The sequence below is a fragment of the Allomuricauda sp. CAU 1633 genome (genome assembly GCF_017313225.1).
In the GTDB taxonomy this organism is placed as follows: Bacteria; Bacteroidota; Bacteroidia; order Flavobacteriales; family Flavobacteriaceae; genus Flagellimonas.
In genome coordinates this window covers 144,361-163,360 of record NZ_JAFLNE010000005.1, presented here as the reverse complement: position 1 = coordinate 163,360, position 19,000 = coordinate 144,361, and the positions used below count along the sequence as shown (strand labels likewise).

At 41.9% G+C, this 19,000-nt stretch carries 12 protein-coding genes; 8 read left to right on the top strand and 4 right to left on the bottom strand.

The window, feature by feature from the left end; translation table 11 throughout:
* Window positions 1–5: 5 nt before the first annotated feature.
* Window positions 6–1,877: a fasciclin domain-containing protein gene (locus J0X14_RS15005; RefSeq protein WP_207098624.1), complete on the bottom strand. Its 1,872-nt coding sequence runs from the start codon at window positions 1,875–1,877 to the stop codon at window positions 6–8.
* A gap of 284 nt (window positions 1,878–2,161) precedes the next feature.
* Between J0X14_RS15005 and J0X14_RS15000 the strand changes: the two genes are divergently transcribed.
* The 3 genes from J0X14_RS15000 (at window position 2,162) to J0X14_RS14990 (ending at window position 7,203) form a co-directional block, all read left to right on the top strand.
* Entirely contained in the window at window positions 2,162–4,351 is a 2,190-nt protein-coding gene (locus tag J0X14_RS15000) for a PAS domain S-box protein (protein ID WP_207098623.1), read from the top strand.
* Window positions 4,352–4,767: 416 nt separating this feature from the next.
* Window positions 4,768–6,486: a GMC family oxidoreductase gene (locus tag J0X14_RS14995; RefSeq protein WP_207098622.1), complete on the top strand. Its 1,719-nt coding sequence runs from the start codon at window positions 4,768–4,770 to the stop codon at window positions 6,484–6,486.
* A 3-nt stretch (window positions 6,487–6,489) separates the two neighbouring features.
* Window positions 6,490–7,203 (top strand): gluconate 2-dehydrogenase subunit 3 family protein, encoded by a 714-nt coding sequence (locus J0X14_RS14990; protein WP_207098621.1) that lies wholly within the window; start codon window positions 6,490–6,492, stop codon window positions 7,201–7,203.
* Window positions 7,204–7,248: 45 nt separating this feature from the next.
* Here the strand turns inward: J0X14_RS14990 and J0X14_RS14985 are convergent, their stop codons facing one another.
* Entirely contained in the window at window positions 7,249–7,977 is a 729-nt protein-coding gene (locus tag J0X14_RS14985; RefSeq protein WP_207098620.1) for a LytR/AlgR family response regulator transcription factor, read from the bottom strand.
* Window positions 7,974–9,056: a sensor histidine kinase gene (locus J0X14_RS14980; RefSeq protein WP_207098619.1), complete on the bottom strand. Its 1,083-nt coding sequence runs from the start codon at window positions 9,054–9,056 to the stop codon at window positions 7,974–7,976. The genes J0X14_RS14985 and J0X14_RS14980 overlap by 4 nt, the downstream gene beginning before the upstream one ends.
* A gap of 200 nt (window positions 9,057–9,256) precedes the next feature.
* On the opposite strand from J0X14_RS14980, the gene J0X14_RS14975 reads away from it, so the two are divergent.
* The 5 genes from J0X14_RS14975 to J0X14_RS14955 all read left to right on the top strand — a co-directional run bounded on the left by J0X14_RS14975 (window position 9,257) and on the right by J0X14_RS14955 (window position 17,876).
* On the top strand, window positions 9,257–10,318 hold the full coding sequence (locus J0X14_RS14975; RefSeq protein ID WP_317194456.1) for a carbohydrate-binding family 9-like protein: 1,062 nt from the start codon (window positions 9,257–9,259) through the stop codon (window positions 10,316–10,318).
* 9 nt (window positions 10,319–10,327) lie between these two features.
* Window positions 10,328–10,768, top strand: a complete 441-nt coding sequence (locus J0X14_RS14970; protein WP_207098617.1) for a hypothetical protein — start codon at window positions 10,328–10,330, stop codon at window positions 10,766–10,768.
* Window positions 10,769–11,042: 274 nt separating this feature from the next.
* Window positions 11,043–14,162: a SusC/RagA family TonB-linked outer membrane protein gene (locus J0X14_RS14965; RefSeq protein WP_207098616.1), complete on the top strand. Its 3,120-nt coding sequence runs from the start codon at window positions 11,043–11,045 to the stop codon at window positions 14,160–14,162.
* A 12-nt stretch (window positions 14,163–14,174) separates the two neighbouring features.
* Window positions 14,175–15,863 carry a SusD/RagB family nutrient-binding outer membrane lipoprotein gene (locus tag J0X14_RS14960; protein WP_207098615.1) on the top strand — a complete coding sequence of 563 codons (1,689 nt, stop codon included), beginning with the start codon at window positions 14,175–14,177 and terminating at the stop codon, window positions 15,861–15,863.
* Between the two features lie 201 nt (window positions 15,864–16,064).
* On the top strand, window positions 16,065–17,876 hold the full coding sequence (locus tag J0X14_RS14955) for a sodium:solute symporter family protein (protein ID WP_207098614.1): 1,812 nt from the start codon (window positions 16,065–16,067) through the stop codon (window positions 17,874–17,876).
* A gap of 41 nt (window positions 17,877–17,917) precedes the next feature.
* Here the strand turns inward: J0X14_RS14955 and J0X14_RS14950 are convergent, their stop codons facing one another.
* Window positions 17,918–19,000 carry a serine hydrolase domain-containing protein gene (locus tag J0X14_RS14950; RefSeq protein WP_207098613.1) on the bottom strand — a complete coding sequence of 361 codons (1,083 nt, stop codon included), beginning with the start codon at window positions 18,998–19,000 and terminating at the stop codon, window positions 17,918–17,920.

The window sequence follows — 19,000 nt, the reverse complement described above, 5'->3', positions numbered from 1 at the left end:
GATTCTTAATTAGTAGTATCAGGAATTAATACACCATCCAATACATGGATCACACCATTGATGGCTTGAACATCAACTGCATTAATTCCAATTCCTGTATTTCCAGCACCATCGGTTACATCTGCAATGTTGTCACCGGTTCCAGGTAAGTTGATGGTAATGGCATCACCTTCTAGCGTGGTGGCCATGATTCCATCGGATAAATCACCTGAACGAACATTAGCGCCGGCCACAACGTGATGCTGTAAAATTGGAATTAAGTCTGTTTCACCTGGAATAGCTGGAAGAGCTTCAAATGCAGCATTGGTAGGTGCAAAGACAGTAAATGGATCATCTCCGTTGCCATCTTGCGCAGAGAGGACACTCACAAAATCAACGCTTGGCGTAAGTTCGGTCAATGCCTGAACCAAAGTGGTGAAGTTGGGATCTGCTACGGCAAATGTTACAACGGTGGGTAGATCAATTACGGCATCTACGGCATGAATCACTCCGTTTGTAGCAACGATATCAGCGGCTACAACAGTGCTCACTCCATTTAGCGTAACGCCATCATCTGTATTAATATAAAGACTAAGATTTTCGTCTGTATCGAATTCCGCTGCAGTACTCACATATGAATTCATCAATCCAGAAGAGAATGCAGATGCTCCCACCACAACATGGTTGGATAAAATCGCATTCAAGTCATTGGAATTGGGATTAGTGAAGGCGCTAAAGGCGTCATTAAGCGGTGCAAAAACAGTAAACTCCTCTTCTTCATTGGAAAGAAGGTCGGTGAAAGTGGTATTACCACCATTGGTCAAAGCAGCAACTAGGGAGGACAAATTGGGGTTGGCCACCGCATGGTCCACAATGTTGGGTAAATCAATTACGGCATCCACTACGTGGACTACTCCATTAAGTGCCTTTACATCGGCTGTCACTACAGAAGAGACCCCGTTGAAGGTGACTCCATCCGAAGTGTCAAAGAAGATACTTATGTTTTCATCTTGTACTCCAGTGGCCAGGGTTGAGGTATATCCAGAACCAAGACTTACTAAATCAGTGCTGTATACTTCACCCGCTATGACGTGGTTCAATAGAACTTGGGTCAAAACATCTGTTGGAATGTCACCAAGGGCAGCACCATCCAAAAAGGCGTCAAAAGCCTCATCTGTTGGGGCAAGTACAGTAAAAGGGCCGTTGCCTCTAAGAACAGTGGGCAAATCTCCATCCGCAGCAATCAAGGCAGCGACCAAACTTTCCAAGTTTTCATTGCCGATGGCTAAATCGGTAATGGGTTTTAGAATAATATCTCCAAGTTCATCAATAATGGCCTGAGGAAGAAGAACTTTATCAATGATATGCACCACACCATTGGAGGCTTCCACATCTGCTGTGGTCACTTGGGCATCCATATCGGTTGCATCGCCTATGAAAACACCACCACTGGTGCTTACTTCCAGCGTTGATCCTTGGAGTGTGGTTAGTGTTTGACCATTACTTAAATCGGTGGACAAAGCTGCAGCACCGGGTACTACGTGATAAGTTAAAATGACAGCCAACAAATCTTGAAGCTCTTGTGAGTTGAAGTCATCTAACGAATCAAATCCATCCAATTGAACCAACAAATCTGCAAAGGCCTGATTGGTGGGGGCAAAGACCGTGAATGGTCCATCACCGCTTAGTGCGGTAATTAAATCGTTGTTGGCGCTTTCATCTGCTTTTTGAAGAGCAGCTACCAAGCTGCTTAAATCTGAGGTAGCTTGGGCTGCCTCAACAATGTTTGTAGTTGTTTCAGGTGGATCCACCATTCCATTGTCATCATCTGAACAGGATGCCAAAATGAAAAAGAAGGCCACCGAAGTTAGTTTGGTTATTCTTAAAAGTGCTTTCATGGGATTGTTGTTTAAAATGTTTAACAATTATGAATTAAAGTTAAACAATATATTTTTTGTTTAATGTTATTTTTTAAAAGTTTAACAAAAATGAAATCAATATGGTCTAAATCCACTATTTTAAAAGCTGAAATAATACTGCTGTATGAAGAATTGGCATTCAATATGTAATGAGGGGAAGTGAGCTCATGTCACTTTCAAAATAATTTTCCTTTTTTTATGTTATAATGATGCCAACTACATTTGGTTGGCGAGTTTAACCTATTGCACAATAATTGAACTAAATGACGATTGATCAATCTCTTTATCAAAAAGTACCAGTGCCCATTGCACTTTTGGGCTCAAGATTGACTTTTGTGGATTTCTCTGATGCATGGTTGGAACAATTTGGTTTATCAAGAGATATTAAAGGAGAGCCATTCTTCGAAATTATGTCCCAACTTCCGGAAGCGTTGAGGTTGGACCTAAACAAGTGTCTCGAAGATGCCAAGGAAAGATTGGGTGCCGGAAGGCTGATTTTTGAAAATGGCGATGCAGTCTGGTATGATTGGAAAATAAATACTACAAAAGATAGCGATGATGCTGTTAATGGAATCATACTTGTTCTTGAAAATGTAACCGATGGAAAGCTTGAGGAGACCCTTCTAAAAAAGGCCCAAAAAGTTGCTAGAATAGGAGGCTGGGAAGTCGATTTGGTAAAGAACAAAATTTACTGGTCCAATATTACCAGGGAAATTCATGAAGTAGCTGAAGGGTATATTCCCAATTTAGAGGATGGCATTTCATTCTATAAAGAAGGATATAGTAGGGAAACCATATCAAAACTGGTGGCAAAAGCTATTGAAGAAGGAAAACCTTGGGATGCAGAGTTACAACTTGTTACTGACAAAAGGAGAGAGATTTGGGTGAGGGCCATTGGAGAACCCGAGATGGTAAATGGAAAATGCGTTAGGATCACTGGAACTTTTCAAGATATTGACAAGCGAAAAAAAGCAGAGATTGATTATGTGAATGTGAGCGAGAGACATGCCCTGGCAACCAGAGCTGCAGGTATAGGAATATGGGAGTATGTTATTCAGGGTAATCAAGTAGTATGGGACCATAACATGTATGAACTCTATGGAATCAAGGAATCTGATTTTGATGGGGTGTATGAAGCATGGGAAGCTTGTGTTATTCCGGAAGACAAGGAAAGAACAGCCCAAGAAGTAAATGATGCCATTGAAGGAACGAAGGATTTTAATACCACTTTTAGAGTGCAATGGCCGAACGGAGAAACACGTTGGATCAAAGCAGAGGCCGCGGTAATTCGGAATGAAGAGGGAAAAGCTTTGAGAATGATAGGGGCCAACGAGGACATCACTGAATTAATGACCACCCAGATGCAACTCGTTAAGAGTGAAGAATCGCTTCAAGGCGCTTTTGAAAATTCATCGATAGGAATGGCTCTTGTTGCCTTGGATGGAACATTTATTCAGGTAAATAAAAGTCTTTGTAAGAGTTTGGGATACAGTTCGGATGAATTATTGAACTTGACATTTCAGGACATTACTCACCCTGACGATCTGGAAATAGATCTGGCATTTCTTGGAGAACTTGTAGATGGCAAACGGTCTACCTATCAGATTGAAAAAAGATATTTTGATAAAGAAGGCCAATTGGTTTACGTACTCCTAACGGTTACTGCAGTACGAAAAATTGACGGGGAAATCTCCCATTTCATCTCACAGATAGTCGATATTTCATCCCGGATAAAGGCAGAAAAGAAATTAAAAAGTTTGCTGCAATTGACCACCAATCAGAATGGTAGCCTTTTAAATTTTGCGCATATCGTTACGCACAATCTGCGCTCACATGCCGCTAACTTAACCATGATTAGTGGATTTCTTTTGGATGAAACACTGGTAGGGGAAGAACGCAAAGATACCCTGAACATGTTGGGTAGAGCTTCCGGAGGGCTCAATGAGACCATCTCTCACCTTAACGAAGTGGTCCAAGTAAAACTTGGCACCGAAAAAGAACTCAATGGGATTTTCCTTAGAAAAACCATAGATAAGGTATTGCAGGATATAAATGCCCTGATCAATGAGAATGATGTAGGGATTGATATTGCTGTTCCAAAGCACATAAAGATAAAGGGCGTGCCAGCATATTTAGAAAGTATTGTGCTCAATTTGGTAACCAATGGAATCAAGTACCGCAATCCCGAAAAGAAATGCCACCTTAAAATTGAAGCATCTGAGCTTGGACAAAACTATGTTTTTTCAGTTGAGGATAACGGTAGGGGCATAGACTTGGACAAGTACGGCCAAAAACTCTTCGGAATGTATAAAACCTTCCATGGCAATAAGGATGCGAGGGGGATTGGACTATTCATCACAAAGAATCAGATAGAGTCCATGGGTGGTACCATAAAGGTGGAAAGCCAAATAGGTGTCGGAACAAAATTTATCATTAAATTTTTAAAGGGTTAGGCCCCCATTTCTCTCTATATGCCATAAATATCCATGGTAAGGTCTGTAGTTTTTAAATTTTAACGATATTTATCTGCATAGAAAAATTTCTGGGTATTGGAATGGCTCAGGAAGGAAGCAACGAGCATCTTTTTTTGTATCAATGTGTTGGATGGTAATGACCAGATGATTCACCAAAATCATAAGAAAAGCAAGCTTTGAGGGTTTTAATGCCCTTGAGCTTTTTTTGTTGTTATTAAGCCGCTTGAGCGGGTCGTTGGTCTAAAAAGTACGGATTCCAAAATGAAAATTATGAATATTAACCATCCACCCAAAATAGGTACAGGCTAAAGATAAAATGTAGATTTTTGATTTTTTTCTTTTTGGTGATGGTACAATAATATTTAATCAGTGTTAATAAGTAGTTTTAAAGCACAATGCAGATAATTGAAGATTCAACGGTCTACGATGCCATAATCGTCGGATCGGGAGCAGGAGGAGGTATGGCCACAAAGGTCTTGGCCGATGCAGGTCTGAAGGTGGCCGTGGTAGAGGCGGGCCCATTCTTTGACCCAGCAGACCCAGAACAGCGGACCCAATTAAGGTGGCCATATGAGTCACCTCGAAGAGGAGCGGGTACAGTAAGACCCTTTGGTGATTTTGATGCAGCCTACGGAGGCTGGGAGATAGAAGGTGAGCCTTATACTCATGTGGAAGGTACTAAGTTTGATTGGTTCCGTTCCCATATGTTGGGCGGTAGAACCAATCACTGGGGTCGTATTTCCCTAAGGTTTGGCCCTGATGATTTTAAACACAAAAGTATTGATGGTTATGGGGATGATTGGCCTATTGGTTACGACGATATTAAACCCTACTATGATCAAGTGGACAAACTAATCGGGGTATTTGGAACCAATGAAGGTTTGCGCAATGATCCAGACGGTTTTTTCCTTCCGCCACCGAAACCAAGATTGCATGAATTGTTCTATATAAAAGGAGCAAGAAAATCTGGTGTGCCCGTTTATCCGGCAAGAATGTCCATGCTCACCAAAAGGATCAATAACGAAAGGGGAGTTTGCTTCTATTGCGGGCAATGTTCAAGAGCCTGTCAGGTATATGCCGACTTTTCAGCAGGTACCTGCTTAATTTTCCCCGCCCAGAAAAGCAGGGGGCAAGTAGATCTCTTTGTCAATTCTATGGTGCGTGAAGTCACTGTGGATGATGAAGGTAAGGCTACCGGGGTGTCATACATCAACAAAGAGGATAGAAAGGAATACAAGCTTAAAGGCAAAGTAGTGATATTGGGAGCTTCGGCATGCAGTACCGCACGTATCTTGATGAACTCCAAAAGCGCACAGCATCCCAACGGATTGGGGAACAGCAGTGATCATGTTGGAAAATATTTGCACGATTCAACCGGGGCAGACCGAATGGCCTTCATTCCAGATTTGATGAACCGTGACCTATCCTACAATGAAGACGGGGTAGGTGGTATCCATGTTTATTCGCCATGGTGGGATTCCAAAGGAAGTGATTTTCCAAGAGGGTATCATATTGAGCCATGGGGCGGTGGCGGAATGCCCAGCTATGGTACCGGGTTCAACGTAAACGATTTTAATAAGTTCTTTGGCACCAAGGCAGGGGGTTATGGAGATATACTCCGAACCGATTTGAAGAAATATTATGGTGCCGTTGTAGGAATGAGCGGTAGGGGAGAATCCGTTGCCCGCAAGGAGAATTATTGTGAAATTGACCCGAATACAGTAGATGAATGGGGTATTCCGGTGTTGCGTTTCCGATATAAATGGTCAGACTTGGAGCGCAAGCAAGCCAAGCACATGCATGATACCTTTGAAGAGATATTGACCAATATGGGTGGAGAACTCATCGGTGAAAAACCAGGAGCGGAGGCCGATTATGGACTTCATGTACCGGGTAGAATCATCCACGAGGTGGGAACAACAAGAATGGGAGACGATTCTAAAACTTCGGTGACCAACAAGTTTCAGCAACTGCACGATGTTGACAATGTCTTTGTTGTGGATGCAGGAGTGTTTACCTCTCAGGCTGATAAAAACTGTACGTGGACCATTTTGGCACTTTCGTGGAGGGCATCGGATTATATTGTGGATCAATTGAAAAAACAAAACTTATAGGCAATGGATAGAAGAAAAAGTTTAAAATCGATTGTTCTGGGGTCTGTAGCAGGAGGATTGGCCCTGAATGGTTGCAAACCATCAGCAGAGGAAACAGAAGAAGTTGCCCAAGAACTTGCACCTTCGGTAAAATGGCGTACCGATAAAGAAAATGAATTGGTGGCCGAACTCCATGCAGAAACTTTTTTCAATGCGCATGAATTGGCAACGCTTACAGTGTTGAGCGATTTGATTCTGCCTGGAAGCGAACAATACAAGAGCGCCTCCGATGCCGAAGTGGTGCCCTTTATGGAGTTTATGGTCAAAGACTTACCTGAAATGCAGACCGACCTTAGAGGTGGTCTCATGTGGTTGGACCGCAAGAGCAATACCGAATTTAATGTGGAGTTTAAATCCGCCACCGAAGATCAGCAAAAGAGCATTTTGGACGAAATTGCTTATTATGATGCCAATATTCCAGAAGATGAACGCCCCTTTGAGGTCAATTTCTTCTCTTTGGTCCGTAATCTCACCATGACGGGGTTTTATACCACCAAAATTGGGATTGAAGAGTTGGGTTATTCAGGTAATTCACCAAATGTATGGGATGGAGTGCCAGATCATGTGCTCAAAAAACATGGAGTATCCTATGATTCAGAATGGATTGCCAAATGTGTGGATCAAAGCAAACGTAACGATATTGCAGAGTGGGATGAAAATGGAAATTTAATCACCTAAGCCCCTGAACATTAAAAAGTAAAGCTTGCCTAATGGCAAGCTTTTTTATTCTGGGTTGTTTTTGTTTCCCGTAGTGGAAATGGAGCGTTCCAAAATATGGCTTTTAACAGCTTCCAGATAACTTCTTCCTATAACATATCGTTTTCCTGCTATCTCAACGCTATTGCCTTCCAGAGCATCTATCTTGTCCATGGAAACCGTGTGTGATCGGTGAATTCTTATGAATTTGTCACTGGAAAGTTCCTCTGTAAAAGCACTCAATGTTTTGTGTACAATGTGGTTGCCTTTTGTGGTAATTATCTTGATGTAATCCTTTAAGCTTTCTACCAGGATGATTTCATCCAAATAGATTTTTTTCATTTTTTTCTTGTCCACTTTCACAAAAATATGCTCATGAGCATCCAATTTGGGATGGTCTTTGAACTTTGCTATGGCCTTGTTCACTGCTTTTATGAATCTTGGAAGGGATATGGGCTTTACCAAATAGTCCAGCACCTCTTGGTCAAAACCTTTTGCGGCATGCTCTGCATGAGCGGAGGTAATAATTACCATGGGTTTTTCATCCAAACTATCAAGAAAACTGAATCCATCAAGGATTGGCATATTTACATCCAAAAAAAGCAGGTCGGGCTTGTTTTCGCGTAAAAAGGCAAGACTGTCTATGGCATTGTTAAAAACGGCCATTTCCTGTAATTCCTTAATCTGTTCCATATAATTTTGAATGACCTTTACCGCCAAGGGTTCATCATCTATAATCACGCATTTTATAGTCATCTGAGTTTGAGCTTTAGTTTCACAATATATTCATCCGATTCTTCATGTATGTCAAGTTTGTACTCATCTTCGCCATACCGTAGTTTCAACCTTTTTTCGACATTCAAAAGCCCTATTCCCCCAGCATATTTTTCTTTGTGATGCAAGTGGTTTTTGGGTTTGGTGTTACTGATTTCAAAGTAAAGAAACTTTTCTTCAATCAGAACTTTTATACTGATACGTACTTTCCTAATATTTTGGTTGGCCCCATGTTTAAAGGCATTTTCAATAAACTGGACCAATAGCATGGGAGCTATTTTTTTTCCTTTGGGGTCTCCTGTTACTTCAAATTCAAGTTGAAGATTTTCGTTGTACCGTATCTTTTCAAGATCCAGATAGTTTTTAATAAAGATGAGTTCTTTCCGTAGACTTTGGTTCTTGTCCTTGGTTTCATAAAGCACATAACGCATCAAATCCGATAATTTAATGATGGTATCTGGGGTCTTGTCGGATTTCTCCAAACTTAGGGAATAAATGTTGTTCAAGGTATTGAAGAAAAAATGGGGAGAGATCTGTGCCCTTAAAAACCGGAGTTCTGTCTCCAGTTGTTCTTTTTCCAATCTCGCAGCCCGTCCTGTTTCTCGAAGCCAATCTATGGTCAGTTTAATGGAAGCCACAAAGGTGATCACATACAGCTCACCCAACATCATTACCACAGTGTAGTTAAGTGTAAGACTATGGGTTTCAGGGCCTTCTGGCCAAACATCTTCCCGTATTAAAAAATAGGTGAGAAGGTATTTAATGACCACCATTATAAAAATGGAGGAGAACAAAATGACTACAAAAAGTATGATTTTCCGCTTGAAGATAAAGCGTGGAATCAGATAATAGATAGTAAAATAGGTGAGGAAAATATGGATGGGAAACCCCAAAAGATTGGACTTAAGAGAGTACACATAATCGTTAAAGTAACTGCCCCATCTCAAAAAATTAAAGGTAAAATAGATCAACCAGAAAATCACATGGTGCAAGGCAGTGATCTTGAACTGTCTGTCCGTATTTACCAAAAACCTATTCTTGACTTGCTTTTGTAGTTGCATCTGGCAGTGAATTACATTTTTTTGAACATTTGGCTTCCCTCAGCTGTCATTGGTCTAATAAAGCGCATAAATCCGGATGAAATTAGGAATTTTTACAAATAACTAAATATTGAATGGATTTATAACCGCTTTGTCGGGTGTCAAATGTAACTAAAGCAAAGGTTATGAATCTTTAGAATAGATTTCGTTAAATGTCAAAAATGTTCCAAAAGATAGTGTTGTGCTTAGCCTTTATAGGTACAGTTTCCTGTACTGGACAAAGTGCGGAGGAGCCACAATCCATCATTGTGTACAAGACCAACGAGCCCATTCTGGTTGATGGTTTGGCCAACGAAACGTCTTGGAACAAAGCCGAAATTTCCAATGATTTTATTGACATTGAAGGGGGAAAACAGCCAACGTACAAAACCAATGTGCGTATGTTGTGGGACGAAACCTACCTCTATTTCTTTGCCGAGCTTGAGGAGCCACACGTGTGGGCCACTTTAAAACAACGGGACACAGTTATTTTCTACAATAACGATTTTGAAATTTTCATTGACCCTGATGGTGATACCCATAATTATTATGAATTTGAAATGAACGCCCTTAACACCGTTTGGGATTTGTTCATTGCAAAACCATACCGAGAAAGTGCTCCCATTGTGGACAGCTGGGAAATTTTGGGATTGAAATCGGCGGTGCACGTAAATGGCACTTTAAATGATTCCTCGGATACGGATAACGGATGGAGTGTTGAGGTGGCCATGCCTTGGGAGGTATTAAAAGAGGCTAGTGGCAGCAATGCTATCCCAGAAGGGGGATTTTGGCGTATCAATTTTTCAAGGGTAAACTGGGATTTTGATTTAGTTGATGGGAAATATGCCCGTAAAAAGGATGCAAACGGAAACTTTCTCCCAGAACACAATTGGGTATGGTCCCCACAAGGGGTTATCAACATGCACGAACCCGAACATTGGGGGTACGCTTATTTTTCACCAAATGTTGCTGGAAACGAAGACAGTTTTCAAATTCCCCAAGATGAACAGATTCGCTGGATGCTCTACCACTATTATCGAGAGCAAAAAAAGTATCGTTCTGAAAATGGTTCATGGGCCACTAGCTTGGAAGAATTAGGATTGGAGCCCATTTTGGTAGGTGGTTCACAAGTGCAACTTGATTTGGAATTGCACCGAATGGGGTGGAGTATTCAAGCGAAGAGCCCATTTACAGGGCATAGGTATGCCATTACGCAGGATGGAAAATACCAACAAATCAAATAAGAAGTACAAATGAGAATACACCACATCATCATATTGCTTCTATCCATGTCCCTATTTTCTTGCATGGACAATATCGGTATGAAACCCAATGCCAATATTGTGTCAAGGGGCAACCAGAACCTTGCCTTTTGGGTATGTGTTACTGCTGATGCCACAAAAGATGATACTTTTTATTTGAATGAATTTAAAAAGTATAGGTCCAACGACTTAAACGTTATTCTGGTAAACACCGGCAAAGATTCCATTTTTATAGATCATTTAGTGGAACTGGCCGAGAGTGAGGGCTTGGAGGTACATACGGCACTTGGAATCCCTTCAATGAATTCAGACGAATTGACGAAAGCTATTGAACAGGCCAAAAAAAATGGAACCAAAAGAGTATTCTTCTTTGATGAGGCCACGTTGACCCAAGAACAGTTCAAAATTATCAAGGCATCTAAAACGGAGTAGGGTTTTTAAGTTTAAAATCGGATCTGTATTGCATTTTTCTTTCCCAAACTCGGAATCGGTTTAAAACCTTACAACAAAAACTGCTTTATTTTATCTATTTCTTTTTTGGTTATGTGTTGGATATACTTTAGTAAAACGAAAACTCCCTTCGGCTTTTCACGTTTGTTGTTGGTCGAAATTTTTTCTGAAATCCTTAACAAATAGGGATTTTCACTACGTATGTTAACTTTAAATTAACGTATTTCTTAATTACTAACGATTCAAATAAACTAACATGATTCAAAAACTTAAGTATGTATTTGTTTTTGCGGTTTTGGTGTCTATCCAAGGGGCCATGGCGCAAACAATTACCGGAACGGTTTCTGACGAAGCTGGTGTGCCGTTGCCCGGGGTCAACATTGTTGAAAAGGGAACCAACAATGGGGTCACTTCCGATTTTGATGGCAACTATGGCATTACTGTTTCTGACAGCAATGCTACCTTGGTATTTTCCTATTTGGGATACCAAACTATTGAAATTGCAGTTTCGGGACGGACAACGATTGATTTAACCTTGCAGGAAGATACCGAGCTTCTTGACGAGGTAGTGGTTACCGCATTGGGAATCAGTCGAGAGAAGAAATCACTGGGGTATGCCGTAACAGAGGTGCAAGGTGATGAAGTATCCTTGGTGAAGGAACCCAACGTAGTAAACTCCCTTGCCGGTAAAGTGGCCGGGGTTGTGGTTTCCAGAACTACATCGGGACCCGCTGGTGGTACCCGTGTGGTTATTAGGGGTAACAACTCTATTAGTGGAAACAACCAACCACTTTATGTGGTGGATGGTGTGCCAATTGACAACAGTGCTCTTAGTGCTCCCGATGGAGCAGGGGAATTTAGTATTCCCGATTTAGGTACTGGTATCTCCGATATTAACCCAGATGACATCGCATCCATTTCTGTATTGAAAGGTCCAAACGCAGCAGCATTGTATGGGTCTAGAGCGAGTAATGGTGTTGTAATCATTACCACAAAAAGAGGATCCGTGAAGAAAGGACTCGGGGTTTCGTTTACCTCAAGTGCTACTTTTGAGAATCCATTTGTTTTGCCAGAGTACCAAAATGAATATGGTAGGGGTACTGATGGAATTTTTCCACAGGTCAATGCAAATGATCCGTTGGCGACCCAAGTAAATACAGTAACAAGTACCAACTCATGGGGACCCCGTTTTGATGGAACCCAACGATTGGAGTTTAATGGACAGCAAAGAGCCTACTCTGCGCAACCGGATAACGTAAAGGATTTCTTTGAAACTGGAACAAGCTTTATCAATACATTGGCATTAAGTTCAGGAAATGAGAATTCTTCAGTACGGTTTTCGTATACCAACTCTGATTTGGATGCGATTTTACCAAATTCCAGTGTAGATAGGGATAACTTTAACCTTAGAGCTTTTTCCAATCTATCCGATAAGTTGAGCTTGGATACCAGGGTGACCTACTTCCTTCAAAAGGCAAAAAACAGACCTACGCAAGGTACTGAGGGTGTCATGGCCTATCTGTGGCCCCTGGAAAGAAACGTGAGTATCCAGGATTTAATGGTTTTTCAAGATGTTGAAAACCCGATAGACCCTGCCAACCCATATCGTGTAATTGCGCCCTCCTCAGCCGGGGGTAACCCATACTGGATTCTAAATCATGATTCCAATACAGATAGGAGAACTAGAGTTTCAGGTTTTGCAAAATTGCAATACGAATTCAACGATTGGTTATCCGCCTTTGTTCGAGTTGGTACGGATGCCATTACACAGGATACGGAGGCAATCACAAGAACAGGACACCATTTTTTCCCTTCGGGAAGGGTGAGCTATGGCCAGAACAAACGATCAGAGACCAACTATGATTTCTTATTGATGTTCAATAAGGATTTGAGCGATAAATTCAACCTTAATGCCAACGTTGGTGGAAATGCATTGCGTTTTTCAACCATTAGCTCCAGTACCAGAGGAGAAAACATAAAAATTCCAGGAAGACCATTCTTGGACAATACAGAGGAACTGTTTGCAGAGCAGAGCGCTTTGATCAAGAAAAGTGTAAATTCTTTGTACGGGGCAGTATCACTGGCCTATGACAATATGATCTATTTGGATTTTACAGGAAGAAACGATTGGTCTTCCGCCTTGGCGGCAGAGAACCGTTCCTATTTCTATAGCTCAGCCAGTTTAAGTTTGTTATTGAACGAAGCATTTGATTTGGGCAACAATATTGATTTATTGAAATTAAGAGGAAGTGTTGCCAGTGTTGGTAACGATACAGACCCGCAACAGTTGGTGAATCTATTTAGGATTGCAGCCAATGGATTTTTGGATAATGTAACCGTAAGCCGTGAAAGTACACTCTTCAGTGAAAGTTTACGTCCAGAAGATGTTAAGTCAACCGAATTTGGTTTGGAGCTAAGAGCCTTCAATAATAGGTTTTACACTGATATTTCCTACTATGACATTAGCTCAAAGGATTTGATCTTTGATGTACCATTGGATCCCGGTTCCGGTTTTGATAATTTCAGGACCAACGTAGGGGAAATTACCAATAAAGGTTTTGAAATATTGGTGGGAGGTACACCTATTAAAACAGAGAATTTCTCATGGGATGTATCTGCAAACGTTTCACGAAACAAAAACAAGTTGGAAAGCTTGATTGATGGGCAAGACTTTTTCGAATTTAGTAGCAGTAACTCAGGAATTGTTTCCACAGTGGCTAGAGTAGGTGAAGGATTTGGAGATATTGAGGCCACTACATGGATGCGAAATGATGCAGGAGAATTGATCGTTACCGCTGAGGGTAGACCACAGGCCACTTCAGAGCGTGTAAAGGTTGGGAATTACCAGCCTGATGCCGTTGGAGGTTTCACCAATACTTTCCGTTACAAGAACTTTACCCTAAACTCTTTGATTGATTTCAGGATTGGCGGGGAAGTATATTCTGGTACCGATGCAGGTTTGGATGCTTCTGGGGTTTCAACTAGATCATTGGAGTTCCGTGAAGGTGGGGTTTTGGTTGAAGGAGTTGTGGACAATGGCGATGGCACTTTCTCACCCAATGCCACTACAATAAGCGCTCAAGACTATTGGGGAGCTGTAAGTAATATAGGATCGGAATATGTGTACGATCAAACCAATGTTAGATTGCGAGAGATTAGCCTTACCTATAACTTCCCAAAGAAGCTATTGGATAAGACCTTTTTAACGGGAGCATCATTGAGCGCAGTTGGAAGAAACTTGTTATTTTTATATAAAAAGGTTGATAATTTCGACCCTGAGTCAAGTTACTCCACGTCAAACTTCAGTCAAGGGGTACTTTTTTACGCACTACCCACAACAAGAAGTTTTGGACTTACTCTAAACGTAAACTTTTAAAAACTTGCTACGATGAAAAAAATGAAATTTTTAGTATTTGGCCTTCTCTGTATGGTCACGATACTTTCATGTACAAAAAACTTTGATGAGATCAATACCGATCAAAATGGATTCCTCGCCTCTGAGGTGAGCGCCAAGTTCTTTTTGACGGATACCCAGTACAAATTGTACTCTCCAGATCGTTTTCCATATTGGAGGGCACATTTGATCCATGCCGATAGATTTGCCGGGCATTTTACCTTTGGATTTAGCGGTTGCTGGTGGGCTGATGATTTGGGCTATACCTATAATGCTGGATATACAGATGCAGCCTACGGCTGGCTTGCCGGATACTTGGGAAATATCAAGGGATTCACAGATTTTGTAAAAGAAGGTGGAGAACTTGAGAATGAGTACATGTATGCCATGGCACTTATTATAAAGGGTCTGTATTATCAGATGTATACGGAGACTTTTGGTATGGTACCTTATACCGAAGCTGGTGTTGAGGGTATTTTAACCCCAAGTTATGACACCCAACAAACAGTGTATAAAGGTGTGATTGCCGAGTTGGATGAAGCTATGACCATTATTGGATCAGCTGAACGCACAGGTGTAGGTGTAAATGATGCAGCTGAGAATGATGTGTATTGCGGAGGCGATTTGCAAAAATGGAAGCGTTTGGCCAATACCCTTAAACTACGTATTGGAATGAGAGCTTTGGGGGCACCCGGAGATGATTTTGCAGCATCTGCAATTAGCCAAGCCCTTGGCGCTCCACTTTTGGATGATACCACAGGGAGCGTAGTTATGAACAAGGATTTTGTAATCAGCCAGTGGGCAGCCGCTGCCTATGGAGACGTTTGGTATAACTTTGGAACAGGTTCAGATTGGACCGTGAGTAGTGCTTTGGTAAATATGTTGCAGGATAACAACGATCCTAGATTGGGTGCTTATGTGCAACCAGCCAAAGGAGGGGTTTTCACTTTTTCAAATAACCCAGATACCCCTGACCCAAACTATCAAGAAAGACTGGACTTTATTGTAGCCGCTCTTGATGGAGCAGGGGCAGAGTACACGCTCACAACTGCAGGTGGTGAAACCACAATTGAAATGCCAGCAGGGCAATATGTGGGACAACCATCCAGAATTAATGGAGATACGTACCCATATGTGCGTTATGAACTTTTCAGCACGCCAAGTGAGCAGGTAATTCAAGCGAAAGGAGCTCAGGTTGATGCATATCCAGAAATCATTTTAACCAGTGCCGAAGCGTATTTTTTACAAGCTGAAGCTGTGTTAAGAGGATTGGAGGGTGCGACTGGTGATCCACAAGAGTTGTTTGCCTTGGGTATTAAGGAAGCTATGAGACTTTGGGATGTACCAGATGGCGATGCCGATACATATATTGCTACTGAGGCAGCTGCTGATATCAGTGTAGGAACCTTGGATGAAAAATTGGAAAAGATAGCACATCAAAGATGGTTGATGAGCTACACAGATGGATTTGAAGCTTGGGCTGTGGTACGTGACACAGGCTACCCAGCAGAATTAGCTGCAGGGGTGTCAGACCAGACCATCTTTGCTTTAGGTACCTTGAACGGAGCTTACCCACAACGTTTACGTTACGGGTCTGGAGCTCAGGACAACCCCAACTTTTCTGCAGTTGCACCTGCACAAGGACCAGATATGCAAGGAACTACGCTTTGGTTTGCACAATAAGCCGGAGATCTTATGAAAACAATCCATGCGATTACTTCATAATTTGAGTTAGTTTAATTTTGAGTTAAGTAAGGTAAAGGAAGAGCTGCTCTTCCTTTACTTTTTTAACAGGTACACAGGTTGGCTATCGTTCTATTTTGATATGTCATTTTTGTTGTACTTTACTTTTCTAATTGTAATCCGATTTTAATACTAGATATTATGATATCACTGAATACTTTGGATGTACTCATCATCTTCGGATTTTTTGCCATAACTCTGGGCATTGGAATCTATGTGTCTAAAAGTTCGGGAAAGAACAGTTCCGAGTTTTTTCTCTCCGGGAAATCCATGCCATGGTGGTTGCTCGGGATATCCATGGTGGCCACTACATTTTCTACCGATACACCCAATTTGGTGACCGATATTGTTCGAACCAATGGGGTTTCCGGAAACTGGGTTTGGTGGGCCTTTTTGTTGACAGGACTTCTTACTGTTTTTATTTATGCACGGCTATGGCGGAAATCCAACGTAAATACAGACCTGGAATTTTATGAATTGCGATATGGTGGCAAACCCGCCCGTTTTTTAAGAGGGTTCAGGGCCATTTATCTTGGTGTAATTTTCAATGTCATTACCATGTCCGCAGTAACCTTGGCAGCAATTAAGATTGGTGGCATCATGCTGGGGCTGGAGCCTTGGCAAACGGTTGTGAGCGCCGGCCTCATTACGGTAATATTCAGTGCCGTTGGAGGATTTAAAGGAGTCGTTTATACTGATTTTCTCTTATTTTTTGTAGCCATGGGCGGTGCTATCGGTGCAGCCTATTATTTGGTCAATATTCCGGAAGTTGGAGGTTTGGAAGCCTTGTTGTCCAATGAAAATGTAAAAGATAAGCTGGACATTTTACCGGATACGAGCAATACCCACACCTTGATTACCTTGTTGATTATTCCTTTGGCTGTACAATGGTGGAGTTCTTGGTATCCCGGGTCAGAGCCGGGCGGTGGGGGCTATATTGCCCAACGAATGTTATCTGCAAAAAATGAAAAACACGCTATTGGAGCTACTTTTTTCTTCAACATTATGCACTATGCCATGCGCCCTTGGCCTTGGATTTTGGTCGCACTGGCCTCTTTGGTCGTATTTCCCGATTTGGAGAGTCTACAACAAGCCTTTCCTATTGTAGCCGATGATAAATTGGGACATGATTTAGCCTATTCCGCCATGTTGACCAAACTCCCATCTGGATTATTGGGATTGGTGTTGGCTTCTTTGGTGGCTGCTTACATGTCCACCATATCCACACAGCTCAATTGGGGTTCTTCCTATATTGTGTATGACTTTTATAAACAACGTATCAACCCAGAAGCGTCCGAAAAGCGATTGGTAGCTGTAGGGCGACTTTCTACGGTTGGTTTAATGGTGTTGAGTGCACTTTTGGCGCTATTACTGCAAAATGCCCTTCAACTTTTTGAAGTATTATTGGTATTTGGAGCGGGCACCGGATTGATTTTTATCTTGAGATGGTTTTGGTGGCGCATCAACGCATGGAGCGAGATTACCGCCATGTTTGTTTCCGGAATATTATCCTTGCTATTCAAACTGACTCCATTGGGAGACTATTTGTTCGCTCCGGAAACGGGACTTTTACCCGATTGGATGGAGTATCCAACCGTGGTCTTGATTACCACGGCAGCTTGGTTGACTGCAACCTACAGCACTTCCCCAGAAAGCACAGAAGTATTGAACAGTTTTTACAAAAAAATAAATCCAGGAGGTCCCGGTTGGAAAAAGATTGTACAACAGGCTAGGGCAGAGGGCAACGAACTGGATAATGGTGAAAAATGGAGTGTGCCCAATGGCATTCAAGCCATGTTGTTTGGTACGGTTTTAATTTATAGCCTTTTGTTCGCCACGGGTTACTGGATCTATGGAAGATGGACAGGTGCAACAATATTAACCGTTGTTGCCTTGATTTCCGGTACGGTCTTGATTTTGAAATGGAGGCAAATCAAAGCTACCATTACCTAGAAACAAAATAGCGCTGAAAGTTAGAATGGCCCAAAAGGCGGTTAGTCTTCCATAGTGAAGATTTTTGCAGCCTTTTGGGCCACTTTTATGCGGACAGCTGAAGAATTTACACGCTCATAAGCCGCTTTGGTCTTAAATACCAATACCGTTTCAATGGCGGGATACACTGTGATATTTTGTCCCATGGCTCCCTTGGCTGAGTAGGCACCTTCAAAACGAGGGTCGCTCACATTTTGCCACAACCACCACATATACCCATAGCCATAATTGACCCCTGTACCACGAAAAACAGGGACATTTTTGTTAAGTTCTTCATGGGATGTACGTTGTTTCAGCATTTCATCCACCCAAGATTCGCTAATTACTTGGGTGTCTTTCCATTTTCCTTTGTTCAACATGAGAAGCCCTAGACGAGCCATATCACGCGTTGAAAACCACATGGGATACGCCAAATATTTTGAGATTGAGGTGTTGCCTTGTTTATGTTGAATGGAACGGTCCCAATCCTGCATGTGTAGGGGATTGGCCAATTGTCGTTCCACCTCGTCATAGATATTTTTCCCAGTTTCTTGCTCAAAAACGTACCCTGCTACATTAAAATCCCAGTTGCTGTACAACCAATGGCTTCCCGGTTTTACCGAACCACGTTCCGGGGCGTATTCCTGCATTCCCCCAGCATACCCTTCTGGGTGGTACACTCCCGACCTCGCAGAAATAATATCTTGAATGGTGGCCGACTGCTCAATAGGAAGAATTCCTTCCACATCATCTATACCCAATTCTTGAATGGTTTTGTTGAGTCGAATGGTGCCATCCTCAACATATTGACCGTAAAGCATGGAAAGCACACTTTTTCGGATGGAAGCAATATAACTGAGTTCCTCAAGGTCACCATAATCAAATACTACCTTACCCTTATGGACGATCATCAGCCCCGTAATTTTTGTACTGTCCACCAAATACTCATGGAAAGCTTCCATTTTGGGGTTATTCCATCCTTTGGCCTCATTTTCGGAAGCATGTTGCCACACCCGGTCTGGAAAGACCTGTGCTTTTGCTCCACTAAAGCAAAGAAAAAATAATAGCGAAAGAAATATGGATAAATGTTGAGGAATTGATTTCAT